18 protein-coding genes are annotated in these 19,748 nt (G+C 73.8%); 7 read left to right on the top strand and 11 right to left on the bottom strand.

What is annotated here, in order from left to right:
* Positions 1-2: 2 nt before the first annotated feature.
* The 6 genes from AB0E62_RS08220 to rsmI form a co-directional block, all read right to left on the bottom strand.
* A complete protein-coding gene (locus AB0E62_RS08220; RefSeq protein ID WP_362189845.1) occupies positions 3-896 on the bottom strand; it encodes a 4-(cytidine 5'-diphospho)-2-C-methyl-D-erythritol kinase in 894 nt (297 codons plus the stop codon).
* Positions 893-1,762 carry a 16S rRNA (adenine(1518)-N(6)/adenine(1519)-N(6))-dimethyltransferase RsmA gene (gene rsmA / locus AB0E62_RS08215; RefSeq protein WP_362189843.1) on the bottom strand — a complete coding sequence of 290 codons (870 nt, stop codon included), beginning with the start codon at positions 1,760-1,762 and terminating at the stop codon, positions 893-895. Before rsmA ends, AB0E62_RS08220 begins: the two co-directional genes overlap by 4 nt.
* A 57-nt stretch (positions 1,763-1,819) precedes the next feature.
* The gene (locus AB0E62_RS08210; protein WP_362189840.1) at positions 1,820-3,175 is read right to left on the bottom strand and encodes a ubiquitin-like domain-containing protein; all 1,356 of its coding nucleotides are present in this window, start codon (positions 3,173-3,175) and stop codon (positions 1,820-1,822) included.
* A 122-nt stretch (positions 3,176-3,297) separates the two neighbouring features.
* Positions 3,298-4,197, bottom strand: a complete 900-nt coding sequence (locus AB0E62_RS08205; protein ID WP_362189837.1) for a TatD family hydrolase — start codon at positions 4,195-4,197, stop codon at positions 3,298-3,300.
* Positions 4,198-4,244: 47 nt separating this feature from the next.
* Positions 4,245-4,667 (bottom strand): hypothetical protein, encoded by a 423-nt coding sequence (locus AB0E62_RS08200; protein ID WP_362189835.1) that lies wholly within the window; start codon positions 4,665-4,667, stop codon positions 4,245-4,247.
* A 219-nt stretch (positions 4,668-4,886) separates the two neighbouring features.
* Positions 4,887-5,735 (bottom strand): 16S rRNA (cytidine(1402)-2'-O)-methyltransferase, encoded by an 849-nt coding sequence (rsmI, locus tag AB0E62_RS08195; RefSeq protein ID WP_362189832.1) that lies wholly within the window; start codon positions 5,733-5,735, stop codon positions 4,887-4,889.
* A 105-nt stretch (positions 5,736-5,840) separates the two neighbouring features.
* On the opposite strand from rsmI, the gene AB0E62_RS08190 reads away from it, so the two are divergent.
* The 3 genes from AB0E62_RS08190 (at position 5,841) to AB0E62_RS08180 (ending at position 11,109) form a co-directional block, all read left to right on the top strand.
* Positions 5,841-7,598, top strand: a complete 1,758-nt coding sequence (locus AB0E62_RS08190; protein ID WP_362189829.1) for a phospholipid carrier-dependent glycosyltransferase — start codon at positions 5,841-5,843, stop codon at positions 7,596-7,598.
* A gap of 110 nt (positions 7,599-7,708) precedes the next feature.
* Entirely contained in the window at positions 7,709-9,358 is a 1,650-nt protein-coding gene (locus AB0E62_RS08185; protein ID WP_362189827.1) for a penicillin-binding transpeptidase domain-containing protein, read from the top strand.
* Positions 9,359-9,441: 83 nt separating this feature from the next.
* Positions 9,442-11,109 carry a penicillin-binding transpeptidase domain-containing protein gene (locus AB0E62_RS08180; protein WP_362189825.1) on the top strand — a complete coding sequence of 556 codons (1,668 nt, stop codon included), beginning with the start codon at positions 9,442-9,444 and terminating at the stop codon, positions 11,107-11,109.
* On the opposite strand, the gene AB0E62_RS08175 is transcribed toward AB0E62_RS08180, so the two are convergent.
* Positions 11,110-11,454, bottom strand: a complete 345-nt coding sequence (locus AB0E62_RS08175) for an SsgA family sporulation/cell division regulator (RefSeq protein WP_362189823.1) — start codon at positions 11,452-11,454, stop codon at positions 11,110-11,112.
* A 148-nt stretch (positions 11,455-11,602) separates the two neighbouring features.
* Here AB0E62_RS08175 and AB0E62_RS08170 point away from each other — a divergent pair, with 148 nt between their 5' ends.
* The 4 genes from AB0E62_RS08170 to AB0E62_RS08155 all read left to right on the top strand — a co-directional run bounded on the left by AB0E62_RS08170 (position 11,603) and on the right by AB0E62_RS08155 (position 15,472).
* Positions 11,603-12,658, top strand: coding sequence for an energy-coupling factor ABC transporter permease (locus AB0E62_RS08170; protein ID WP_362189820.1), 1,056 nt, complete (start codon positions 11,603-11,605; stop codon positions 12,656-12,658).
* 1 nt (position 12,659) lies between these two features.
* A complete protein-coding gene (gene cbiQ / locus AB0E62_RS08165; protein WP_362189817.1) occupies positions 12,660-13,421 on the top strand; it encodes a cobalt ECF transporter T component CbiQ in 762 nt (253 codons plus the stop codon).
* Complete coding sequence (locus AB0E62_RS08160; protein ID WP_362189814.1) at positions 13,409-14,167, top strand: ABC transporter ATP-binding protein; 759 nt, start codon at positions 13,409-13,411, stop codon at positions 14,165-14,167. Before cbiQ ends, AB0E62_RS08160 begins: the two co-directional genes overlap by 13 nt.
* A gap of 114 nt (positions 14,168-14,281) precedes the next feature.
* Positions 14,282-15,472 (top strand): serine hydrolase domain-containing protein, encoded by a 1,191-nt coding sequence (locus AB0E62_RS08155; protein WP_362190139.1) that lies wholly within the window; start codon positions 14,282-14,284, stop codon positions 15,470-15,472.
* 54 nt (positions 15,473-15,526) lie between these two features.
* Here the strand turns inward: AB0E62_RS08155 and AB0E62_RS08150 are convergent, their stop codons facing one another.
* The 4 genes from AB0E62_RS08150 to AB0E62_RS08135 all read right to left on the bottom strand — a co-directional run bounded on the left by AB0E62_RS08150 (position 15,527) and on the right by AB0E62_RS08135 (position 19,526).
* On the bottom strand, positions 15,527-15,805 hold the full coding sequence (locus tag AB0E62_RS08150; RefSeq protein ID WP_362189811.1) for a DUF1876 domain-containing protein: 279 nt from the start codon (positions 15,803-15,805) through the stop codon (positions 15,527-15,529).
* 86 nt (positions 15,806-15,891) lie between these two features.
* Positions 15,892-16,398, bottom strand: a complete 507-nt coding sequence (locus AB0E62_RS08145; RefSeq protein WP_362189808.1) for a YbaK/EbsC family protein — start codon at positions 16,396-16,398, stop codon at positions 15,892-15,894.
* A 213-nt stretch (positions 16,399-16,611) separates the two neighbouring features.
* A complete protein-coding gene (locus AB0E62_RS08140) occupies positions 16,612-18,816 on the bottom strand; it encodes an MMPL family transporter (RefSeq protein ID WP_362189805.1) in 2,205 nt (734 codons plus the stop codon).
* Positions 18,817-18,932: 116 nt separating this feature from the next.
* The gene (locus AB0E62_RS08135; protein WP_362189802.1) at positions 18,933-19,526 is read right to left on the bottom strand and encodes a TetR/AcrR family transcriptional regulator; all 594 of its coding nucleotides are present in this window, start codon (positions 19,524-19,526) and stop codon (positions 18,933-18,935) included.
* Between the last annotated feature and the right edge of the window lie 222 nt (positions 19,527-19,748).

Genomic DNA, 19,748 nt, shown 5'->3' with positions numbered 1-19,748 from the left:
CCTCAGAGAACCGTAGCCCCCGCCACCGGCCCCGCCGCCGTCCGTACCGCCCCGCACGTCCCCGACGCCCGCAACGCCTCGGCCACCGTCTCCGCCGCCCCGGCGTCCCGCGTGAGGAACGCCGTCGTGGGACCGGACCCGGAGACCAGCGCGGCCAGCGCCCCCGCGCCGCGCCCCGCCGCCAGCGTGTCCGCCAGTTCCGGGAACAGGGACAGGGCCGCCGGCTGGAGGTCGTTGGAGACGGTCGCCGCCAGCGCGTCCGCGTCCCCCTTCGCGAGCGCCGCCAGCAGGTCCGGGGAGGCCACCGGCTCCGGGACCTCCCGGCCCTCGGCCAGCCGGTCGAACTCGCGGAACACCGCCGGGGTGGACAGCCCGCGCCCGGCCATCGCGAACACCCAGTGGAAGGTGCCGCCCACCTCCAGCTCCGTCAGCCGCTCACCGCGCCCGACCCCGAGCGCCGCGCCGCCGACCAGGCTGAACGGCACGTCACTGCCCAGCTCGGCGCAGATCTCCAGGAGTTCGTCGCGCGAGGCACCCGTGCCCCACAGCGCGTCGCACGCGAGCAGCGCGCCCGCGCCGTCCGCGCTGCCGCCCGCCATGCCGCCGGCGACCGGGATGTCCTTGGCGATGTGGAGGTGCACGTGCGGCTCGATGCCCCGGCGCCCGGCGAGGGCGATCGCCGCGCGCGCGGCGAGGTTGGTGCGGTCCAGGGGGACCTGGCCGGCGTCCGGGCCGTCACAGGTGATCCGCAGCTCGTCCGCCGGGGTCACCGTCACCTCGTCGTACAGGCCGACGGCGAGGAAGACGTTGGCCAGGTCGTGGAACCCGTCGGGGCGGGCGGCGCCCACCGCGAGCTGGACGTTGACCTTGGCCGGCACGCGTACCGTGACGCTCACTTGCCGCTCTCCTTGTGCTCGGCGATCCGCGCGAACTCCTCGACCGTCAGGGACTCCCCGCGCGCCTGCGGCGAGACCCCGGCCGCGACCAGCGCCGCCTCGGCCGCCGCGGCGGAGCCGGCCCAGCCGGCGAGCGCGGCCCGCAGGGTCTTGCGGCGCTGTGCGAACGCCGCGTCGACCACCGCGAAGACCTCCTTCTTCGAGGCGGTCGTCTTGATCGGCTCCGTCCGCCGGACCAGGGACACCAGTCCGCTGTCGACGTTGGGCGCGGGCCAGAACACGTTCCGGCCGATGGCCCCGGCCCGCTTCACCTCGGCGTACCAGTTGGCCTTCACGGACGGCACGCCGTACACCTTGTTGCCGGGCCCGGCGGCGAGCCGGTCGGCGACCTCGGACTGCACCATCACCAGCGTCCGCTCGATGCTCGGGAAGGTGTCGAGCATGTGCAGCAGCACCGGCACGGCGACGTTGTACGGCAGGTTCGCCACCAGGGCCGTCGGCGCGGGACCGGGCAGTCCGGTGACGTGCATCGCGTCGGAGTGGACCAGCGCGAACCGGTCGGCGCGCCCGGGCATGCGCGCGGCGACGGTGGCGGGCAGGGCCGCGGCCAGGACGTCGTCGATCTCGACGGCGGTGACCCGGTCGGCGACCTCCAGCAGCGCGAGGGTGAGCGAGCCGAGCCCGGGACCGACCTCCACCACCACGTCGTCGGGGCAGACCTCGGCGGTGCGGACGATCCGGCGGACCGTGTTGGCGTCGATCACGAAGTTCTGGCCGCGCTGCTTGGTCGGGCGGACGCCGAGCGCCGCGGCGAGCTCACGGATGTCGGCGGGGCCGAGGAGGGCGTCGGGGGTGGGGCTGGTCACGGGACAAGGGTACGGGGGCGCGGAGGGCCGGGGTGCCAGGTACCCGGCCCGGCGGGACTATCCCCGCAGCCTCGCGCCGCAGAGCGGCCAGGGGCTCGCCCCGCGCCGTACGTACAGCTTCTTCGCGCGCAGCGTCTGCTCCTGCGGGGAGGCGTCCTGGGGGCGGCCCCTGCCGCCGAGGCTGTGCCAGGTGCGGGTGTCGAACTGGTAGAGGCCGCCGTAGGTGCCGGAGGGGTCGACGGCGTCCGGGCGGGCGCCGGACTCGCAGACGGCGAGGGCGTGCCAGTCCAGGTGGCCGGTGTCGTGCACGGAGGCGGGCCGCGGCCGGGTGCCGACCTTCACCACCTGGGTGCGGGGCGCGCGGACCAGCTCGGTGCTCTCCGGGCGCGGGCGCTGCCGGACCCCGTTGACGGTGCGCACGTAGTAGACGGTGCGGCGCAGTCCGGGCCGGCCGGGCCGGGTGACGACCTCGGTGCCCCGGAAGAGGGTGGGGTCGGTGATCCGTACGGCCGGGAACGGGATCTGCTCCTCGTGGACCTCCCGGCGGCCGGTCACCCGCAGCACGGTCACGGTCTGCCCGTCGCGCGGGAAGCTGTCCCCGGGGACGGAGAGGGTGTCCTGGCCGTGCAGGGTGATCCCGGCCTCCTCGACCACCTCGCGGACGGTTGCCGCGTTGGTGCGGACGGTGCGGGTCCGGCCGTCCGCCAGGACGGTGACGGCCCGCTCGGTGCGCACGTCGAGCGCGAGCCCGGCACGGGAGATGCGCCGGGAGCGGGAGGCGGACAGATAGGCGCCCTCGGCGCGGACGCCCAGCTGGTCCAGCGCGTCCGCCACGGTGTGCGCCGTCGTCCACACCTCCTGCCGGTGGCCGTCCAGGGTGAGCCGCAGAGGGCGGCCGTAGCGCACCGCGACCTCGTCGCCGCTGGCGAGTCCGGTGCCGGGGGCGGGCGCGACCATGTCGTGGGCGCCCACCCGTACGCCCTCCTCGGCGAGGAGTTCGCCCACGTCGTCGGCGAAGGTGTGCAGGGTGCGCCGGCTGCCGTCGACGCTCAGCTCGACCGCCTTGTCCTCGGCGACGAAGGCGCTGGTGCCGCCGGCGAGGAAGGCCACGACCAGCGCCTGCGGCAGCAGCCGGCGCACGGCGGACTCCGGGCGGTCGGCACCGCGGCTCCCGCGCCGGCGCACGGCCCGCCCGTCCGGTGCGCCGCCCGCGCCATCCGCGCCGCCCGCGCCGTCCGCCGGGAGGGCGTCGCAGCCGTGTGCGCGTGCCCCGTCCCGCGGCGGTGCGCTCGTGCCCTGCCGCGGCAGGACCGGCGGCTCGCTCGTCCGCGCGTGCGCCGGCGGTGCGGCACCGGGGCCGTACGCCTGGTACGTCTCGTACGCCTGGTACGCCTCGTACTGCGACTTGCTCACGCCGACACGCTCCAGAGGGCCAGAGGGGTCCGGATCGGGCCCCCAGAACCTAGCGGAGCGCCGGTCACTCTCCAAAGCGGCGCGACTACGCAGCGGTGCGACGTACGGCGCGGTGGTGACGGTCAGTAGCCGAAGGCGCGGGCGGTGTTCGCGGCCAGGGCCTTCGCCAGCGTGTCCTCGTCGATGCCGCGCACGGCGGCCATCGCGCGGACCGTCACCGGGACGAGATACGGCGCGTTCGGCCGTCCGCGGTACGGCGCCGGGGTCAGGAACGGCGCGTCGGTCTCCACCAGGACCAGTTCCAGCGGGGCGACGGCGAGGGCGTCCCGCAGGTTCTGGGCGTTCTTGAAGGTGACGTTGCCGGCGAAGGACATGAAGTAGCCCTCGCGGGCGCAGATCCCGGCCATCTCGGCGTCGCCGGAGTAGCAGTGGAAGACGGTGCGCTCGGGGGCGCCCTCCTCCTTCAGGATCCGCAGCACGTCGGCGTGCGCGTCGCGGTCGTGGATGACGAGCGCCTTGCCGTGCCGCTTGGCGATCTCGATGTGGGCCCGGAAGGACCGTTCCTGGGCGGCCTTGCCCTCGGGGCCGGTGCGGAAGTGGTCCAGGCCCGTCTCGCCGACGCCCTTGACCTGCGGCAGCGCGGCCAGCCGGTCGATCTCGGCGAGGGCCTCGTCCAGCGCCGCGTCCCCGCCCGCCGCCCGGGCCCCCTGCCGTGACCATCCGTCGGGGTCCCCGTGGACGATGCGCGGGGCCTCGTTGGGGTGCAGGGCGACGGCCGCGTGGACGCTCTCGTGCGCGGCGGCGGTCTCGGCCGCCCACCGCGACCCCTCGATGTCGCAGCCGACCTGGACGACCGTCGTGACGCCCACCGAGGCGGCCTTCGCCAGGCCCTCCTCCACCGTGCCGGACTGCATGTCGAGGTGGGTGTGGGAGTCGGCGACGGGCACCGCGAGGGGTGCCGGGAGCGGCGGGGCCGCGTTCTTGTCGTCGCCCTTGGGGCTGTGGCCGGCGTTCGAAGGCATGCCCCGATCCTACGAAAGGGGCATGCCCGGGCCGGCCGGTGCTCCGCTCAGCCGGCCTTGCGGTGGAACGGGTGCAGCAGGTCGGACAGGTGCCAGTGGTGCGGCTCCCTGGTCTGCCCCGGCACCCGCGGCACCTCGACCGGGCCCGCGGCCGGCACCGGGTCAGGCCGGCCGCCGGCGGCGGCGCGCACCGAGGCCACCTGACCCGCGCGCATGATCCGCACGAGGTGACCGTCACAGTTCTGGCAGACCGGCCGGCTCAGCGGCGACGGCACCACCCGGCCGTCGGCCACGTACCGCACGAACTGCTCCCCCTCGGCGTTCGTGTGGTGCTCGATCGCGTACGACTGCTCCCAGCCGTGCCCGCAGCGCATGCAGGCGAAGGCGTACGACTCGTGCACGACGCCGGCGGCCGGACCGGCGCCGGTGGCCGAACCGCGGAGACCGGTCTGCCCTGCTATGTCACTCATGCCAGCTCCCTCTTGCCCGGGTGCGTCCCTGTTGGACGGGTGCGTCCCGTCACCCAGTGGACGCCTCGGCTGGCGCGAAAGCATCCGACCTGCCGACTGTTGGCCCCGATTTGGCCGCCCCTTGCCCGAGCGAGCCGATTGGGACGGCTGGGCTTTGCCGACGAGGGCGGCCTTTTGCCGGCGTATGGGGGGCCGCGGCCCCGTCAGGCGGAGCGGACGTCACTCACCGACGCGCTTGGCGGCGACGACGGCGTCGAAGACGACCCGCTTGGGCAGCCCCGCCTCCACCGCCACCGCCGCGATCGCCTCCTTGCGCCGCTCCCCGGCCTCCTCCCGCACCCGGACCCGGCGCACCAGCTCCGCCGCGTCCAGCTCCTCCGGCCCGGTCTCGGGCGCGCCCTCGACCACCACGGTGATCTCCCCGCGCACGCCCTCCGCGGCCCACCGCGCCAGCTCGGCCAGCGGGCCGCGCCGCACCTCCTCGTACGTCTTGGTCAGCTCGCGGCAGACGGCGGCCCGCCGGCCCGCGCCGAAGACCTCGGCCATCGCGGCGAGGGTGTCGTCGAGCCGGTGCGGGGCCTCGAAGTAGACGAGGGTGCGCCGCTCGGCCGCCACCTCGCGCAGCCGGGACAGCCGCTCGCCGGCCTTGCGCGGCAGGAAGCCCTCGAAGCAGAACCGGTCCACGGGCAGCCCGGACAGGGCGAGCGCGGTGAGCACGGCGGACGGACCGGGGACGGCGGTGACCCGGACGTCCTGCTCCACGGCGGCGGCGACCAGCCGGTACCCGGGGTCGGAGACGGACGGCATGCCCGCGTCGGTCACCAGGAGCACACGCGCGCCGCCGAGGAGTTCGGCGACCAGCTCGGGGGTGCGGGCGGACTCGTTGCCCTCGAAGTAGGAGATCACGCGGCCCTTGGGGGTGACGCCCAGCGCCTGGGTGAGCCGGCGCAGCCGCCGGGTGTCCTCGGCGGCGACCACGTCGGCCGCGGCCAGCTCCTCGGCCAGCCGGGGCGGCGCGTCCGCGATGTCGCCGATGGGGGTACCTGCCAGGACAAGGGTTCCAGTCACCCCCCCATCCTCCCAGGGCTCGCGCCGGGGGAGGAAAACGCCTGCGCGACGACCGGTGGCGCCCAGGCACGGGACTCGCACAGGCCGGTTCCCTACGATGGCGCGGTGACCAGTACCGCGTCCTCCATGGACCACCGGCAGGGCCAGGCACCGCACGACCGGCGGCCGTCGTGGCAGCGGCGGCTGCGCCGATTCGGGTACGCGCCGGCCGCGGACGCGCCGGCGGGCGACGTACGCGACCGGCTGGTGCCGCCGTACGCGCAGCCGAGCCCCCGGCTGTGGCGGGCGCTGGGCGCCTCGCCGGTCCTGGCCGGGCGGCTGACGCGCTGGTCGGGCTGGGGCGGGCCGCTGCTGGTGACGCTGCTGGCGGGTCTGCTGCGGTTCTGGCACCTGGGCAGTCCGCGGGCGGTGATATTCGACGAGACGTACTACGCCAAGGACGCCTGGGCGCTCGTCCACCGCGGTTTCGAGGTCAGCTGGGACCAGTACGGCAAGAACGCCAACGACATGGTGCTCCAGCAGCACGGCCATCTGGCGGTGCCGACGGACGCGGCGTACGTCGTGCACCCGCCGGTCGGCAAGTACGTGATCGGGCTCGGCGAGCTGCTGTTCGGGTTCGACCCGTTCGGCTGGCGGTTCATGACGGCGCTGCTCGGGACGCTGAGCGTGCTGCTGCTGTGCCGGATCGGGCGCCGGATGTTCCGCTCGACGTTCCTCGGCTGCCTGGCGGGCGCGCTGATGGCGGTGGACGGGCTGCACTTCGTGATGAGCCGGACGTCGCTGCTGGACGGCGTGCTGATGTTCTTCGTGCTGGCCGCGTTCGGCTGTCTGGTGGTCGACCGGGACCGGGCGCGGGAGCAGCTGGCCGCCGCGCTGCCGGCGGGGCCGGACGGCCGGGTACGGCCGGACGCGTCCGTCGCCGACGCCTTCCGGTTCGGCTGGCGGCCCTGGCGCTGGGGCGCGGGCGTGATGCTGGGCCTGGCGGCGGGCACGAAGTGGAACGGCCTGTACGTCCTGGCGGCGTTCTGCGTGCTGACGGTCCTGTGGGACGTGGGCACCCGCAAGGTGGCCGGTGCCCGGCACCCGTACCTCGCGGTCCTCAAGTACGACACCGGTGCCGCCTTCGTGGCGACGGTCCCGGTGGCGCTGGTGGTGTACGTGGCCTCCTGGACGGGCTGGATCCTCTCCCCCACCGACGGCACGGGCGGCTACTACCGCGACTGGGCGGCCACCGACGGCAAGGGCGGCACCTGGTCGTTCCTGCCGGACTGGCTGCGCAGCCTGTGGCACTACGAGCACGAGGTGTACACCTTCCACGTCCACCTCGACCAGCCGCACACGTACCAGTCCAACCCGTGGAGCTGGCTCGTGCTGGGCCGCCCGGTGTCGTACTTCTACGAGTCCCCCGGCCCCGGCAACGACGGCTGCCCGGCGGACGCGACGGAGAAGTGCGCCCGGGAGGTGCTGGCGATCGGCACGCCGCTGCTGTGGTGGGCGGCCTGCTTCGCCCTCGCCTATGTGCTGTGGCGCTGGGCCTTCCGCCGTGACTGGCGGGCCGGCGCCATCGCCTGCGGCGTCGCGGCGGGCTATCTGCCGTGGTTCCACTACCAGGAGCGGACGATCTTCCTCTTCTACGCGGTCGTCTTCCTGCCGTTCCTGTGCCTCGCGGTGGCGATGATGACCGGCGCGGTCATCGGCCCGGCGCGCTCCACGGACACCCGCCGGGTGATCGGCGCGACGGCGGCGGGCGTCCTGGTCCTGCTGATCGCCTGGAACTTCATCTACTTCTGGCCCCTGTACACGGGCCAGGCCATCCCGATCGACTCGTGGCGGTCGCGGATGTGGCTGGATACGTGGGTTTAGCCGTCACGGTTCGAACAACTCCCGCCCCACGGGCACCGCAACCGCTTACAGTGCTCCCCCAAGTTGATTTGAACATGTTCAACAGGCTGAACGGGAGGGGGGACCGCGTCATGCGCAACGGGGTCAAGGCGGCCGTGGTGGGCGGGATGTGCGTCACACTGCTGAGCGGCGCCGGGTACGGGCTCTACACCTTCGCGTCCGCCATGAGCGGGGACAGCGGCACGGCGGCCGGCGTGGCGCCCCCGCGGACCGGGCCGCCCAGCGGCACGGAGGTGCAGGAGACGGCCAAGGCGTTCTTCGGCGCCTGGGAGAAGGGCGACGCGGCGACCGCGGCCTCCTACACGAACTACCCGGAGGCCGCCGAGGCGCTGCTGACGGCCTACGGCCAGGACGCGCACATAGGCAAGGTGCGGATCACACCGGGCACGCCCAGCGGCGACACGGTGCCCTTCGCGGTGTCCGCGACCGTGTCCTACGACGGCCTGTCCAAACCGCTGTCCTACCGCGGCACGCTCACCGTCGTCCGCGGGGTGACCTCGCACCGGGCGCTGGTCGACTGGCGGCCCTCCGTCGTCCACCCGCGGCTGCGCCAGGGCGACACGCTGACCACCGGGAAGTCGTCCGCCCCCGGGATCGAGCCCGTGGACCGCGCCGGGAAGGTGCTGACGCGGGACAGGTACCCCTCGCTCGGCCCCCTGCTGGACGAGCTGCGCGACCGGTACGGCGACAAGGCCGGCGGCAGGTCCGGTGTGGAGCTGGTGATCCGCCACCAGGCCGCACCGGACGGCAGCCAGGCCGCGGACACCCCGCTGGTCACCCTGGCCAAGGGCAGACCGGGCAGGCTCCCGACGACGATCGGCGCGAGCGTCCAGGCGGCGGCCGAGGCGGCCGTGCTGCGGTATCCCGAGTCCTCCGTGGTCGCCGTCGAGCCGAGCACCGGGGAGATCCTGGCCGTCGCCAACAACCGCAAGGACGGCTTCGACGCGGCCCTCCTCGGCGAACGCGCCCCCGGCTCCACCATGAAGATCGTCAGCGCGGCGGCCCTCATCGACAACGGCCTGACCACGGCGGACGGCCCGGCGCCCTGCCCGCCCTCGGCCGTCTCGGAGAGCCAGACCTTCCGGAACCTCGAGGGACTGGCGCCCGACGAGCACGCCACCCTCGCCGACAGCTTCGCCCGCTCCTGCAACACGGCGTTCATCAAGTTCGCCGACGAGCTGAAGCCCGGCTCCCTCACCCGGGAGGCCGAGGAGCGGTTCGGGCTGGGCCGCAACGACTGGCAGGCCGGCGTGCCCACCTTCGACGGGCGGGTCCCGGCCTCGGACGGCCCGGACAACGCGGCGAGCCTGATCGGCCAGGGCCGGGTGCAGCTGAGCCCGCTGAACATGGCCTCCGTGACGGCGACCGCGATGACCGGCGCCTTCCGCCAGCCGGTGATCGTCCCGCTGAGCCTGGACGGCCGCGAACCGGCACGCGCGCGCGGCCTCGCGCCGGGCACCGTCCGGCAGCTGCGGGCGATGATGCGGCGCACCGCGCGCTCCGGCACCGCGGCCGGGGTGATGGCCGGGCTGAGCGGGGACGTCGGCGCGAAGACCGGCTCCGCCGAGGCCGACGACACGGCCGGGTCGGACAGCTGGTTCACCGGTTACCGGGGCGATGTCGCGGCGGCGGCCATGGTCCAGGACGGCGGGCACGGCATCGACGCCGCCGGACCGATTGTCGCAACCGTGCTACGGAACGCCGGTGAAGATCACTCGTGAAGACGGGGACCTTAAGGTGAAAGCGGTCGTTGGGAGTGTGAGGGCTTAGGAGAGCCTGGAGAGCGCGCGGAGGAACTGAGGCTGTGGGCAAGAGAAGGCGCGTCACCGAGCGACGGAAGACCCGTCCCGCCGTGCTCGGCGGGATGCTGGCCGTGGTCGTCGGCGGCGCCGGGGCCGGCCTGTACGCGCTGTACGACGGCGGGGCCGCGGCCGACGAGGGCACCGCCGCCACGGCCGGCCGCAAGGCCGTGAAGACCGGCCCGCTCACCGCCGCCGAGGTCCGCACGGCCACCACCCGCTTCCTCACCGCCTGGCAGCACGGCAAGGCCGCCGAGGCCGCCGCCGCCACCGACGACCCCACGGCGGCGACCCCGCTGCTCACCGGCTACGCGAAGGACGCCCACCTGGTGGACGTCACCCTCGTCCCCAAGCCCGCCAAGGGCGCCACGGTGCCGTTCGACGTGCGCGCCACCCTGGCCTACAAGGGCGTCAGCAAGCCGCTGGCCTACGGCAGCTCGCTCACCGTCGTGCGCCGCGCGGAGGACGGCGAGCCGCGGGTCGACTGGCACCCGGCCGTCGTCCACCCGGACCTGAGGGACGGCGACCGGCTGGTGACCGGCGCCTCCGGCACCCCGCCGGTCAAGGCGCTGGACCGCGACGGCGGCGAGATCACCGCCGCCCGGTTCCCGTCACTGGGCACGGTGCTGGACGGGCTGCGGGAGAAGTACGGCAAGACGGCCGGCGGCACGGCGGGCATCGAGCTGCGCGTGGTGCGCGGCAAGGAGTCCAAGGCCGCGGGGCTGTCCGACAAGACGCTGGCGGAGCTGAGCGAGGGCACCCCCGGCACGGTGCGGACGACGCTCAGCCCGGCGCTCCAGGCGGCGGCCGAGCGGCAGGTGGACAAGCGGGCGAAGGCCTCGGTGGTGGTGCTGCGGCCCTCCACCGGCGAGATCCTCGCGGTCGCCAACAGCGGGCACGGCTTCAACACCGCCTTCCAGGGCTCCCTGGCGCCCGGCTCCACCATGAAGATCATCACGGCGTCGCTGCTCATCGACAAGGGCCTGGCCTCGGCGGACAAGCCGCACCCCTGCCCGAAGACGTTCACCTACGGCGGCTGGAAGTTCCACAACGACGACGACTTCGAGATCAAGGGCGGCACGTTCAAGGCGAGCTTCGCCCGCTCCTGCAACACCGCCTTCATCAGCCAGGCGAAGAAGCTGGACGACGACGACCTGACCAAGCAGGCCCAGCAGGTCTTCGGGCTGTCGATGAACAACTGGGCGATCGGCGTGCCCAGCGTCGACGGCTCGGTGCCGGTGCAGTCGGCGGCGCAGATGGCGGCCGAGCTGATCGGGCAGGGCGGGGTGCGGATGAACCCGCTGAACATGGCCTCGGTCGCGGCCACCGTGAAGGCGGGCTCCTTCCACCAGCCGTACCTGGTCGCGCCGTCCGTCGACCACCGGCGCCTGGCCACCGCGGCGCGCACCCTGTCCCCGAAGACCCTCTCCCAGCTGCGCGAGCTGATGCGGTACACGGCCGCCTCGGGCACGGCGGCGGAGGCGATGGCGGGGCTCGGTCCGGACTACGGCGCGAAGACCGGTTCGGCGGAGGTCGACGGCCAGAAGAAGCCGAACGGCTGGTTCAGCGCGTACCGGGGCGATCTCGCCGCGGCGGGCGTGGTCCAGGCGGGCGGTCACGGCGGTGACACGGCCGGCCCGATCGTGGCGGAGCTGCTGAAGCTCGGGGGCTGATCAGCCGCGTACCGGCTCGGCGGTGTAGGTGCGGCGCAGGAACCGCAGCAGGGTCTTGGAGTCGAACTGCACGACCTCCACGCCGTCCCCGGTGTGGAACTCGACGACGGCCTGGACCCGCCCGCAGGGCCACACCCGGACGTCGCCGGTCCCGGCCGGCGCGCGCAGCCCCCGTTCGAGCAGGGCGCGGGAGAAGGTCCGCTCGTGCGGACCGGGCAGCCCGATGCGGACGGAGCGGGGATCGCGGTCGGGGTCGTAGCGCAGCACGACGGGTACGGCCCCCGGGTCCTCCTCGTCCTCGTCCGTGACGATATGAGCGCGTGCGTACTGTTCGACCACAGACATCGGACCGCCCTTTCACGCACCGTGACCAAGGTGAGAGCTGTTCTTCCGCTTCCATCCAGGGTGGCACACTTTCCGGTTCGCGCCCCGGTGGGAGACGAGACTCTGTCTCTCTTGCAAGAGGTTCGCAACAAGGGCCTAAAATCGTCGGGTGCATGTACCTGACGGATTCATAGACGCCCCGACCTCCGCGGTCACCGCAGTGGTCGCCGCCGGCGCCCTGGCGGTGAGCCTGCGCGGTGCCCGCCGCGAGCTGGACGAGCGCACCGCGCCCCTGGCCGGCCTGGTCGCGGCGTTCATCTTCGCCGTGCAGATGCTCAACTTCCCGGTCGCGGCCGGGACCAGCGGACACCTGCTGGGCGGAGCCCTGGCGGCGATACTCGTCGGACCGTACACGGCCGTGCTGTGCGTGTCGGTGGTGCTCCTGATGCAGGGCGTGCTGTTCGCCGACGGCGGGCTGACCGCGCTCGGCGTGAACATCACCGACATGGCGCTCGTCACCACCGTCGTGTCGTACGCCGTCTTCCGCGGCCTGCTCGCCGTGCTGCCCCGCAAGCGGCGCTCGGTGACGGTGGCCTCCTTCGTCGCCGCGCTGGTCTCCGTGCCCGCCGCCGCGGTCGCCTTCACCCTGATCTACGCGATCGGCGGCACCACGGACGTCGCCATCGGCAAGGTCGCCACCGCGATGATCGGCGTGCACGTGCTGATCGGCATCGGCGAGGCGGTCATCACCGCGCTCACGGTCGGCGCCGTCGTCGCCGTCCGCCCCGACCTGGTGCACGGCGCGCGCGGCCTGCGCCAGCGGCTCCAGCTGCGGGTGAACGGCACCCTGGTGGACGCCCCCGCGGCCGGGCCCGCCGCCCCGGCGCCCGCGGCGGCCCGCACCTCGCGGCGCACCCTGTGGGTGACCGGCCTGGTCACCTCCCTGGTCCTGGCCGGCTTCGTCAGCTTCTACGCCTCCGCGAACCCCGACGGCCTGGAGAAGGTCGCCCACGACAAGGGGATCGACAAGACGGAGAAGGAGCACGCCGCGGCGGACTCCCCGCTGGCCGACTACGGCGTCAAGGACATCTCCGACGCCCGGCTGTCGGGCGGTCTCGCGGGCGTCATCGGCGTCGGCGTCACCGTCGTCGCGGGCAGCGCGGTGTTCTGGGCGCTGCGCCGGCGGCGCACCGACGACGTCTCCCCCGTGAACACGGGCGTCTGACATGGGGGCCGGACACGCGCACCGGCTGTACCGGCACGGGCACTCGCCCGTGCACGGGCTGCCGCCGCACACCAAGCTCGCCGCCGCGTTCCTGTTCGTGGTGGTCGTGGTGTCGACCCCGCGCGAGGCGATGTGGGCGTTCGCGGTGTACGCCGTGCTGCTCGCGTCGGTCGCGTACCACGCGCGCGTGCCCGCCGGATTCCTGCTGCGGCGGCTGCTGATCGAGGTGCCGTTCGTGGCGTTCGCGGTGCTCATGCCGTTCGTCGCGGAGGGCGAGCGGGTGCACGTCCTCGGACTCTCGCTCAGCGTGAACGGGCTGTGGGGCGCCTGGAACGTGCTCGCCAAGGGCACCCTCGGCGTCGCCGCCTCCGTGCTGCTGGCCGCCACCACCGAGCTGCGCGAACTCCTGCTCGGCCTGCAGCGGCTGAGGCTGCCGCCGCTGCTCGTGCAGATCGCCTCCTTCATGATCCGCTACGGCGACGTCATCACCGACGAGATGCGCCGGATGCGGATCGCCCGGGAGTCGCGCGGCTTCGAGGCGAGGGGCGTGCGGCACTGGGGCGTGCTCGCCAAGTCCGCCGGCGCGCTGTTCATCCGCTCCTACGAACGCGGGGAGCGGGTCCACCTGGCCATGGTGAGCCGGGGCTACGCCGGGTCGATGCCGGTCATCGACGAGGTGACCGCCTCCGGTGCCCAGTGGCGGCACGCCCTCACCCTCCCCTGCGCCGCCCTCGTCATCTGTCTGCTGGGATGGTTCCTGTGACTGCTTCTCTGGAGGTCTCCGGCCTCGCCTTCGCCTACCCCGACGGACACCAGGCGCTGTTCGGCGTGGACTTCAGCATCGCGCGCGGCGAGCGGGTCGCCCTGCTCGGTCCCAACGGCGCCGGCAAGACCACCCTGGTGCTGCACCTGAACGGCATCCTGGGCGGCGGCACCGGCACGGTGACCGTGGCCGGGCTGCCGGTCGGCAAGCAGCACATGGCCGCGATCCGGCAGAAGGTCGGCATCGTCTTCCAGGACCCGGACGACCAGCTGTTCATGCCGACCGTGCGCGAGGACGTGGCGTTCGGCCCGGCCGCCGCCGGGATCAAGGGGGCCGCGCTGGAGGAGCGGGTGCACACCGCGCTGGACCGGGTCGGGATGCGGGACTTCGCCGACCGGCCGCCGCACCACCTGTCCTTCGGGCAGCGCCGCCGGGTCGCGGTGGCCACCGTGCTCGCCATGGAGCCGGAGATCCTGGTCCTGGACGAGCCGTCGTCCAACCTGGACCCGGCCTCGCGCCGCGAGCTGGCCGACATCCTGCGCTCGCTGGACGTGACGGTCCTCATGGTCACGCACGACCTGCCGTACGCCCTGGAGTTGTGCCCGCGCTCCCTGATCCTCAGTGACGGCGTGATCGCGGCGGACGGCCCCACCGGCACGCTGCTGTCCGACGAGGAGCTGATGCGGGCGCACCGGCTGGAGCTGCCGTTCGGCTTCGACCCGAAGTCCGTGGCCCTGGGCGCCTGACGCCCCACACTTGGGTAACGATTCCGCAGGGCCGGTCCCACCGAGGAATCACAGCCGCACGCCCCCGGTTGCACCCACTGTCGCAGGAAACCGGGAGGGATGGCGGACGTGGACGTGGACGTGCACGGCACAGTGGCCGAGGGCTTCGAGCCGGTCAGGGAGGCCTTCGCCGAGAACTTCACGCGGCGCGGCGAGCGCGGCGCGGGCCTCGCGGTCTACCGTGACGGACACCGCGTGGCGCACCTGTGGGCCGGCAGCCGGGACATCGACGGCACGCCCGGTACGGCGCCCTGGGAGGCAGGCACCGCGCAGATCGTGCGCTCGGTCACCAAGGGCGTGGCCGCCGCCGCGCTGCTGCTCCTGCACCAGCGCGGGGAACTGGACCTGGACGCCCCCGTCGGCGCGTACTGGCCGGAGTTCAAGGCGGCCGGCAAGGACCGCACCCGGGTGTGGCACCTGCTCGCGCACCGGGCGGGCGTGCCGGTGCTGGACCGCCCGCTGACCCTCGCCGAGGCCGCCGACCCCGACCTCGGCGCCGCCGCCGTGGCCGTCCAGGCGCCGGTGTGGGAGCCGGGCACCGACCACGGCTACCACGCCCACACCTACAGCTGGCTCATCGGCGAACTGGTGCGCCGGATCACCGGCCGCCCGGTGGACCGGTGGATCGCCGAGGAACTCGCCGGGCCCGTCGGCGCGGACCTGTGGCTCGGACTGCCGGAGGCGGAACGGGGGCGCGTGGGCCGGGTCGGCCCGGTGGAGCCGCCCGAGACGGCGGGCGGACTGCGGATGCGCCCCAAGCGCGCGGTCGCCGAGGCCTACGCCGACGCGGACTCCCTCACCCGCCGCGCCTTCGCCGCGATCAGCCCGCCGCCGGACGAGAACGACCCCGCCTACCGCGCCGCCGTCCTGCCCGCCTCCACCGGCGTCGCCACGGCCGACGGACTGGCCCGCTTCTACGCCGCGCTGATCGGCGAGGTGGACGGCGGCACCCGGCTGTTCACCCCCGGGACCATGGAACTGGCCCGCGCCGAGCGGTCCGCCGGGCCGGACCGGGTGCTGGTGGTCACCACTCGCTTCGGCCTCGGCTACATGCTGCACAGCGCCGCGTCCCCGCTGCTCTCCCCCGGCTCCTTCGGCCACCCCGGCCGCGGCGGCGCCCTCGCCTTCGCCGACCCGGAGTCCGGCATCGCCTTCGGCTATGTCACCAACGGCTTCGGCACCAGCGTGACGGCGGACCCGAGGGCACAGGCGCTGGTCCGCGCGGTCCGCAGCGCGCTCGGCCGAACCGCGGCGGCGCTCGGCTGAACGTTGCCGCGCCCGGCCGAACCGTGACCGCGCCCGGCGCACGCCGGGCGCGGATCAGACGTGGATCGGGTGCGAGGTGCGCCCGGACGCCGAGTCGATCTCCTCGTGCGCCTTGGACAGCAGCTGCATGGCCAGTTCGTTCAGGGCGCGGGCGCCGGCGATCTCCTCGCCGACCCGGGGCTGGTGGGCGTCGACCTGGTGCCTGCTGGCCCGGCCGTGCGCCCGGACCTCGCTGCCGTCGGGCAGGCGCACGAGGGCCGCCGCGCGCGTGTGCTGGTCGTCGTCCTCCCTGAACTCCAGCTCGACGTGCCAGCCGACAGGGGTGTGCGTCATCACGACCACCTCCGAGAATCGCTCCTTCCAGGGTGCGCCCTGTCCCCCCGGCCCGCCATGTCGGCGGCTCAGGCGGCTCAGGCGGCTCAGGCGGAGCGTTCGCGTACGTCCGCGACGGTGGCGCCCGCGTGCGCCGCGAGGTCCTCGGGCGCCATGGGGAAGACGGTGTACGGCGTCCCGGCCGCCGCCCACACCAGGTCGTGCTCCAGCAGCGCGCGGTCGGCGAGGACCCGGGTGCGGGTCCGGTGCCCGAACGGCGGCACACCGCCGATGGCGTACCCGGTGGTGTCCCGCACCACTCGCGCGTCGGCCCGGCCCACCTTCCCGGCGCCCAGTTCCCGCCGCACCCGCTCCACGTCCACCCGCGAGGCGCCGTCCATCAGCACCAGCACCGGCACCCCGTCGGCGGCGAAGACCAGCGACTTGCAGATCTGGCTCAGCCCGCACCCGATCGCGGCGGCGGCCTCGGCCGCGGTCCGGGTGGCCTCCGGGAAGCGGCGGGTGCGCGCGAGGACATCGTCCAGCCCGAGCGCCCGCAGCGCTTCGGCGAACCGGGGGTGGGCCGCGGAGTCCGCGGAGTCTGTCGTCGTCATGCGGGGCACGCTACGACAGGCCCGGCCGGCCCTCACGGGGTTTTCCGCCCCGGCACCGCAGGCGGCCCGCGGGCTGGTCAGCATGATGCCGGCGTGCGCCCGGTGTTCCGCCTGCGGCGCACCCGACCGGCCCCGGACGGCGGAAAGCCGGTGAGGGCGCGTCCCCGTCCCCACGGGCACCCTCACCGGCCGCTCAGCCGGGGAAGCGGTACGTCAGGCGCGTACCAGTTCCCTCTCCTCCTCCGGGTCGGCCAGGGCGCGCAGGCCCTCGCCCTCTACGTCCACGTTGGGCAGCGCGCGGTCCAGCCACTTCGGCAGCCACCAGGCCCGCTTGCCGAGCAGCGCGAGGACCGCCGGGACGATGGCCATGCGGACGAGGAACGCGTCGAAGAAGACGGCGATGGCGAGGCCGAAGCCGATCATCTTGACCATCGACTCGCTGGAGCCGATGAAGCCGGAGAAGACGGCGATCATGATGACGGCGGCGGCGGTCACGACCCGGGCGCCGTGCCGGAAGCCGGTCACCACGGCCTGGCCGGGCGTCTCGCCGTGCACGTACGCCTCCCGCATCCGGGTCACGAGGAACACCTCGTAGTCCATCGCGAGGCCGAAGACGACGCCCACCATGAAGATCGGCATCATCGACATCACCGGGCCGGTCTGCTCGACGCCCATCAGGCCGGACAGCCAGCCCCACTGGAAGACCGCGACGACGGCGCCGAGCGCGGCGAGCACCGACAGCAGGAAGCCGAGGGCCGCCTTCAGCGGGACCAGCACCGAGCGGAACACCACGATCAGCAGCAGGAACGCGAGGCCGACCACGAGGGCCAGGTAGGGCAGCAGCGCGTCGTTCAGCTTCTGCGAGACGTCGATGTTCATCGCCGTGGAGCCGGTGACCAGCACCTTGGCGCCGGTGTCCCGGGTGATCTCCGCGCCCTTGTCGCGGATGGCGTGCACCAGGTCCTCGGTGGTGACGGAGGACGGCTTGGAGTTCGGCACCACGGTGATCGTCGCGGTGTCGCCGGCCTTGTTGGGCGCGGCCGGGGTGACCGTGACGACGTCCTTCAGGCCCTTGATCTCCTTGCCGACCTCGGCGAACGCGTCCTTCGGCCGCGCGCTGTCCTTGGCGTCGACGACGACCATCAGCGGGCCGTTGAAGCCGGGGCCGAAGCCCTCGGAGAGCAGGTCATAGGCGCGGCGCTGGGTGGTGGAGACGGGCTGGGAGCCGTCGTCGGGCAGGCCCAGTTCCAGGGAGGCGGCCGGGAGCGCGGCCGCGCCGAGGCCGAGCACGCCGAGCAGCAGCACGGTGACCGGGCGGCGCACGACGAGCCGGGCCCAGCGGGTGCCCATGTTGGGGCGGCCCGGGTTCCTGGGCGTACGGCCGCCGCCGAGCAGCCTGCTCTTCTCGCCGGCCGGCTTGATCCTGCGGCCGGCGTAGCCGAGGAGCGCCGGGATCATGGTCAGGGCGATGAGGACGGCGATGGCGACCGTGCCCGCCGCGGCGACGCCCATCTTCGTCAGCATCGGGATGTTGACGACGGACAGGCCGACCAGGGCGATGACGACGGTCAGACCGGCGAAGACCACCGCGGAGCCCGCCGTGCCGACGGCGCGTCCGGCGGCTTCCTCGCGTTCGCGGCCCTCGGCGAGTTCGGCGCGGTAGCGGGAGACGATGAACAGCGCGTAGTCGATGCCGACCGCGAGGCCGATCATCGTGGCCAGGGTGGAGGTGGTGGAGCCCAGGTCCAGGGCGGAGGCCAGCGCGGTGATCGAGGCGACGCCGATGCCGACGCCGATGATCGCGGTCAGCAGCGGCAGCCCGGCGGCGAGCAGCGAGCCGAAGGTGATGACGAGGACGACGGCGGCGATCGCGATGCCGATGATCTCGCTGGAGCCGGTCTCCGGCGTCGCGTTCAGCGCGTCACCGCCGATCTCGACGGTCAGCCCGGCGTCCCGCGCGTGCTGCGCGGCCTCCTTCAGGTCGTCGCGGGTGGCGTCGGCCAGCTCCATGCCGGAGACCTTGTACTTCACCGACGCGTACGCGACGGTGCCGTTCTTGCTGACGGCGTGCCCGGTGTAGGGGTCGGCGACGGAGGCGACCTCGGGGCCGCCGCCCAGCTCCTTGACGGTCTTCTCGACGGCCGCCTTGTGGCCGGCGTCCGTCATCTTCTCGCCGCTCGGGGCCTTGAAGACGACCCGGGCGGTGGCGCCGTCGGCGCTCATCCCGGGGAAGCGCTGTTCCAGCAGGTCGAAGGCCTTCTGGGCCTCCGTGCCGGGGATGGAGAAGGAGGTGTTGCCAGGGGTGGGCGCGGAGGCCGCGCCCACCCCGGCGAGGGTGAGCAGCGCGACCCATATCAGGGCGGCGAAGTGCCGTCGCCTGAAGGCGAGGCGGCCGAGTTTGTAGAGGAACGTTGCCACTTGGGGCGTTCTCCCGGTCAGGTCGTGGGTTCAGCTGGGCAGGGGTGATCAGCCCGACGACGTGAGCGGTGACGTCAGGTGGAGGGCTTGCTGGGGAAGTGGAGTGTCGGTCGGTTTCAGACGCCGAGGGCGGGGAGGACCACGGCGTCGATGTACGAGAGGAGGAACTCCTGCGTCGGCGGCTGTTCGTCGATCAGGGTGCGGGCGGCGAACGCGCCGACCATCATGTGGAGCACGAACCCGGTCGCGGGGTTGTCCGCACGGACCTCGCCCCGCTCGACCGCCCGCTGGAGCACCCGGCGGTAGTCGGCCATCTCGGGCTCGATGAGGTGCTCCCGGAACGCCTGGAGCAGGTCCGGGTTGCCGTGCACCGCCATGGCCAGGCCCCGCATCAGCGCGGAGTTCTGCTCCATCTCGCAGTCGTCGGCGTGCAGGACGAGGGCGTGCAGGTCGCCCCGGAGCGACCCGGTGTCGACCGCCGCGGCGCGGCCCGGCTTGTGGTGCCGGACGGCTTTCGCGACCAGTTCGGCCTTGCCGCCCCACTGGCGGTAGAGCGTGGCCTTGCTGGAGCGGGTGCGGGCGGCCACGGCGTCCATGGTGAGGGCGTCGTAGCCGACCTCCCGGAGCAGGTCGAGCACGGCCTCGTACAGCTCGGCCTCGCGCTCGGGCGTGATCCGGCTGCGGCGCGTCGTCGCGACGCCTTCGGTCATGCCCCTCACCTCCGCTCCGGGTCCTCCGTCTTCGTACCACTGAAGATACCCGGGACGTTCTACGAAACGAAACCGTTTCGTACGTGGGCTCGGTCACGAAGGTGAAGACCCGATAAGAAGACCCGGCAGAGACCCGGCGAAGGCCCGACGAGGAGGGCGCCCGGCGCGGGGGCCCCGGGCCACGAGTTGCCGGGCCCGGACGCCCGGAAAAGCATGGGGAGG

The organism is Streptomyces sp. NPDC038707, assembly GCF_040636485.1.
Taxonomy (GTDB): domain Bacteria; phylum Actinomycetota; class Actinomycetes; order Streptomycetales; family Streptomycetaceae; genus Streptomyces.
This window is presented reverse-complemented; position numbering and strand designations above follow the sequence as displayed.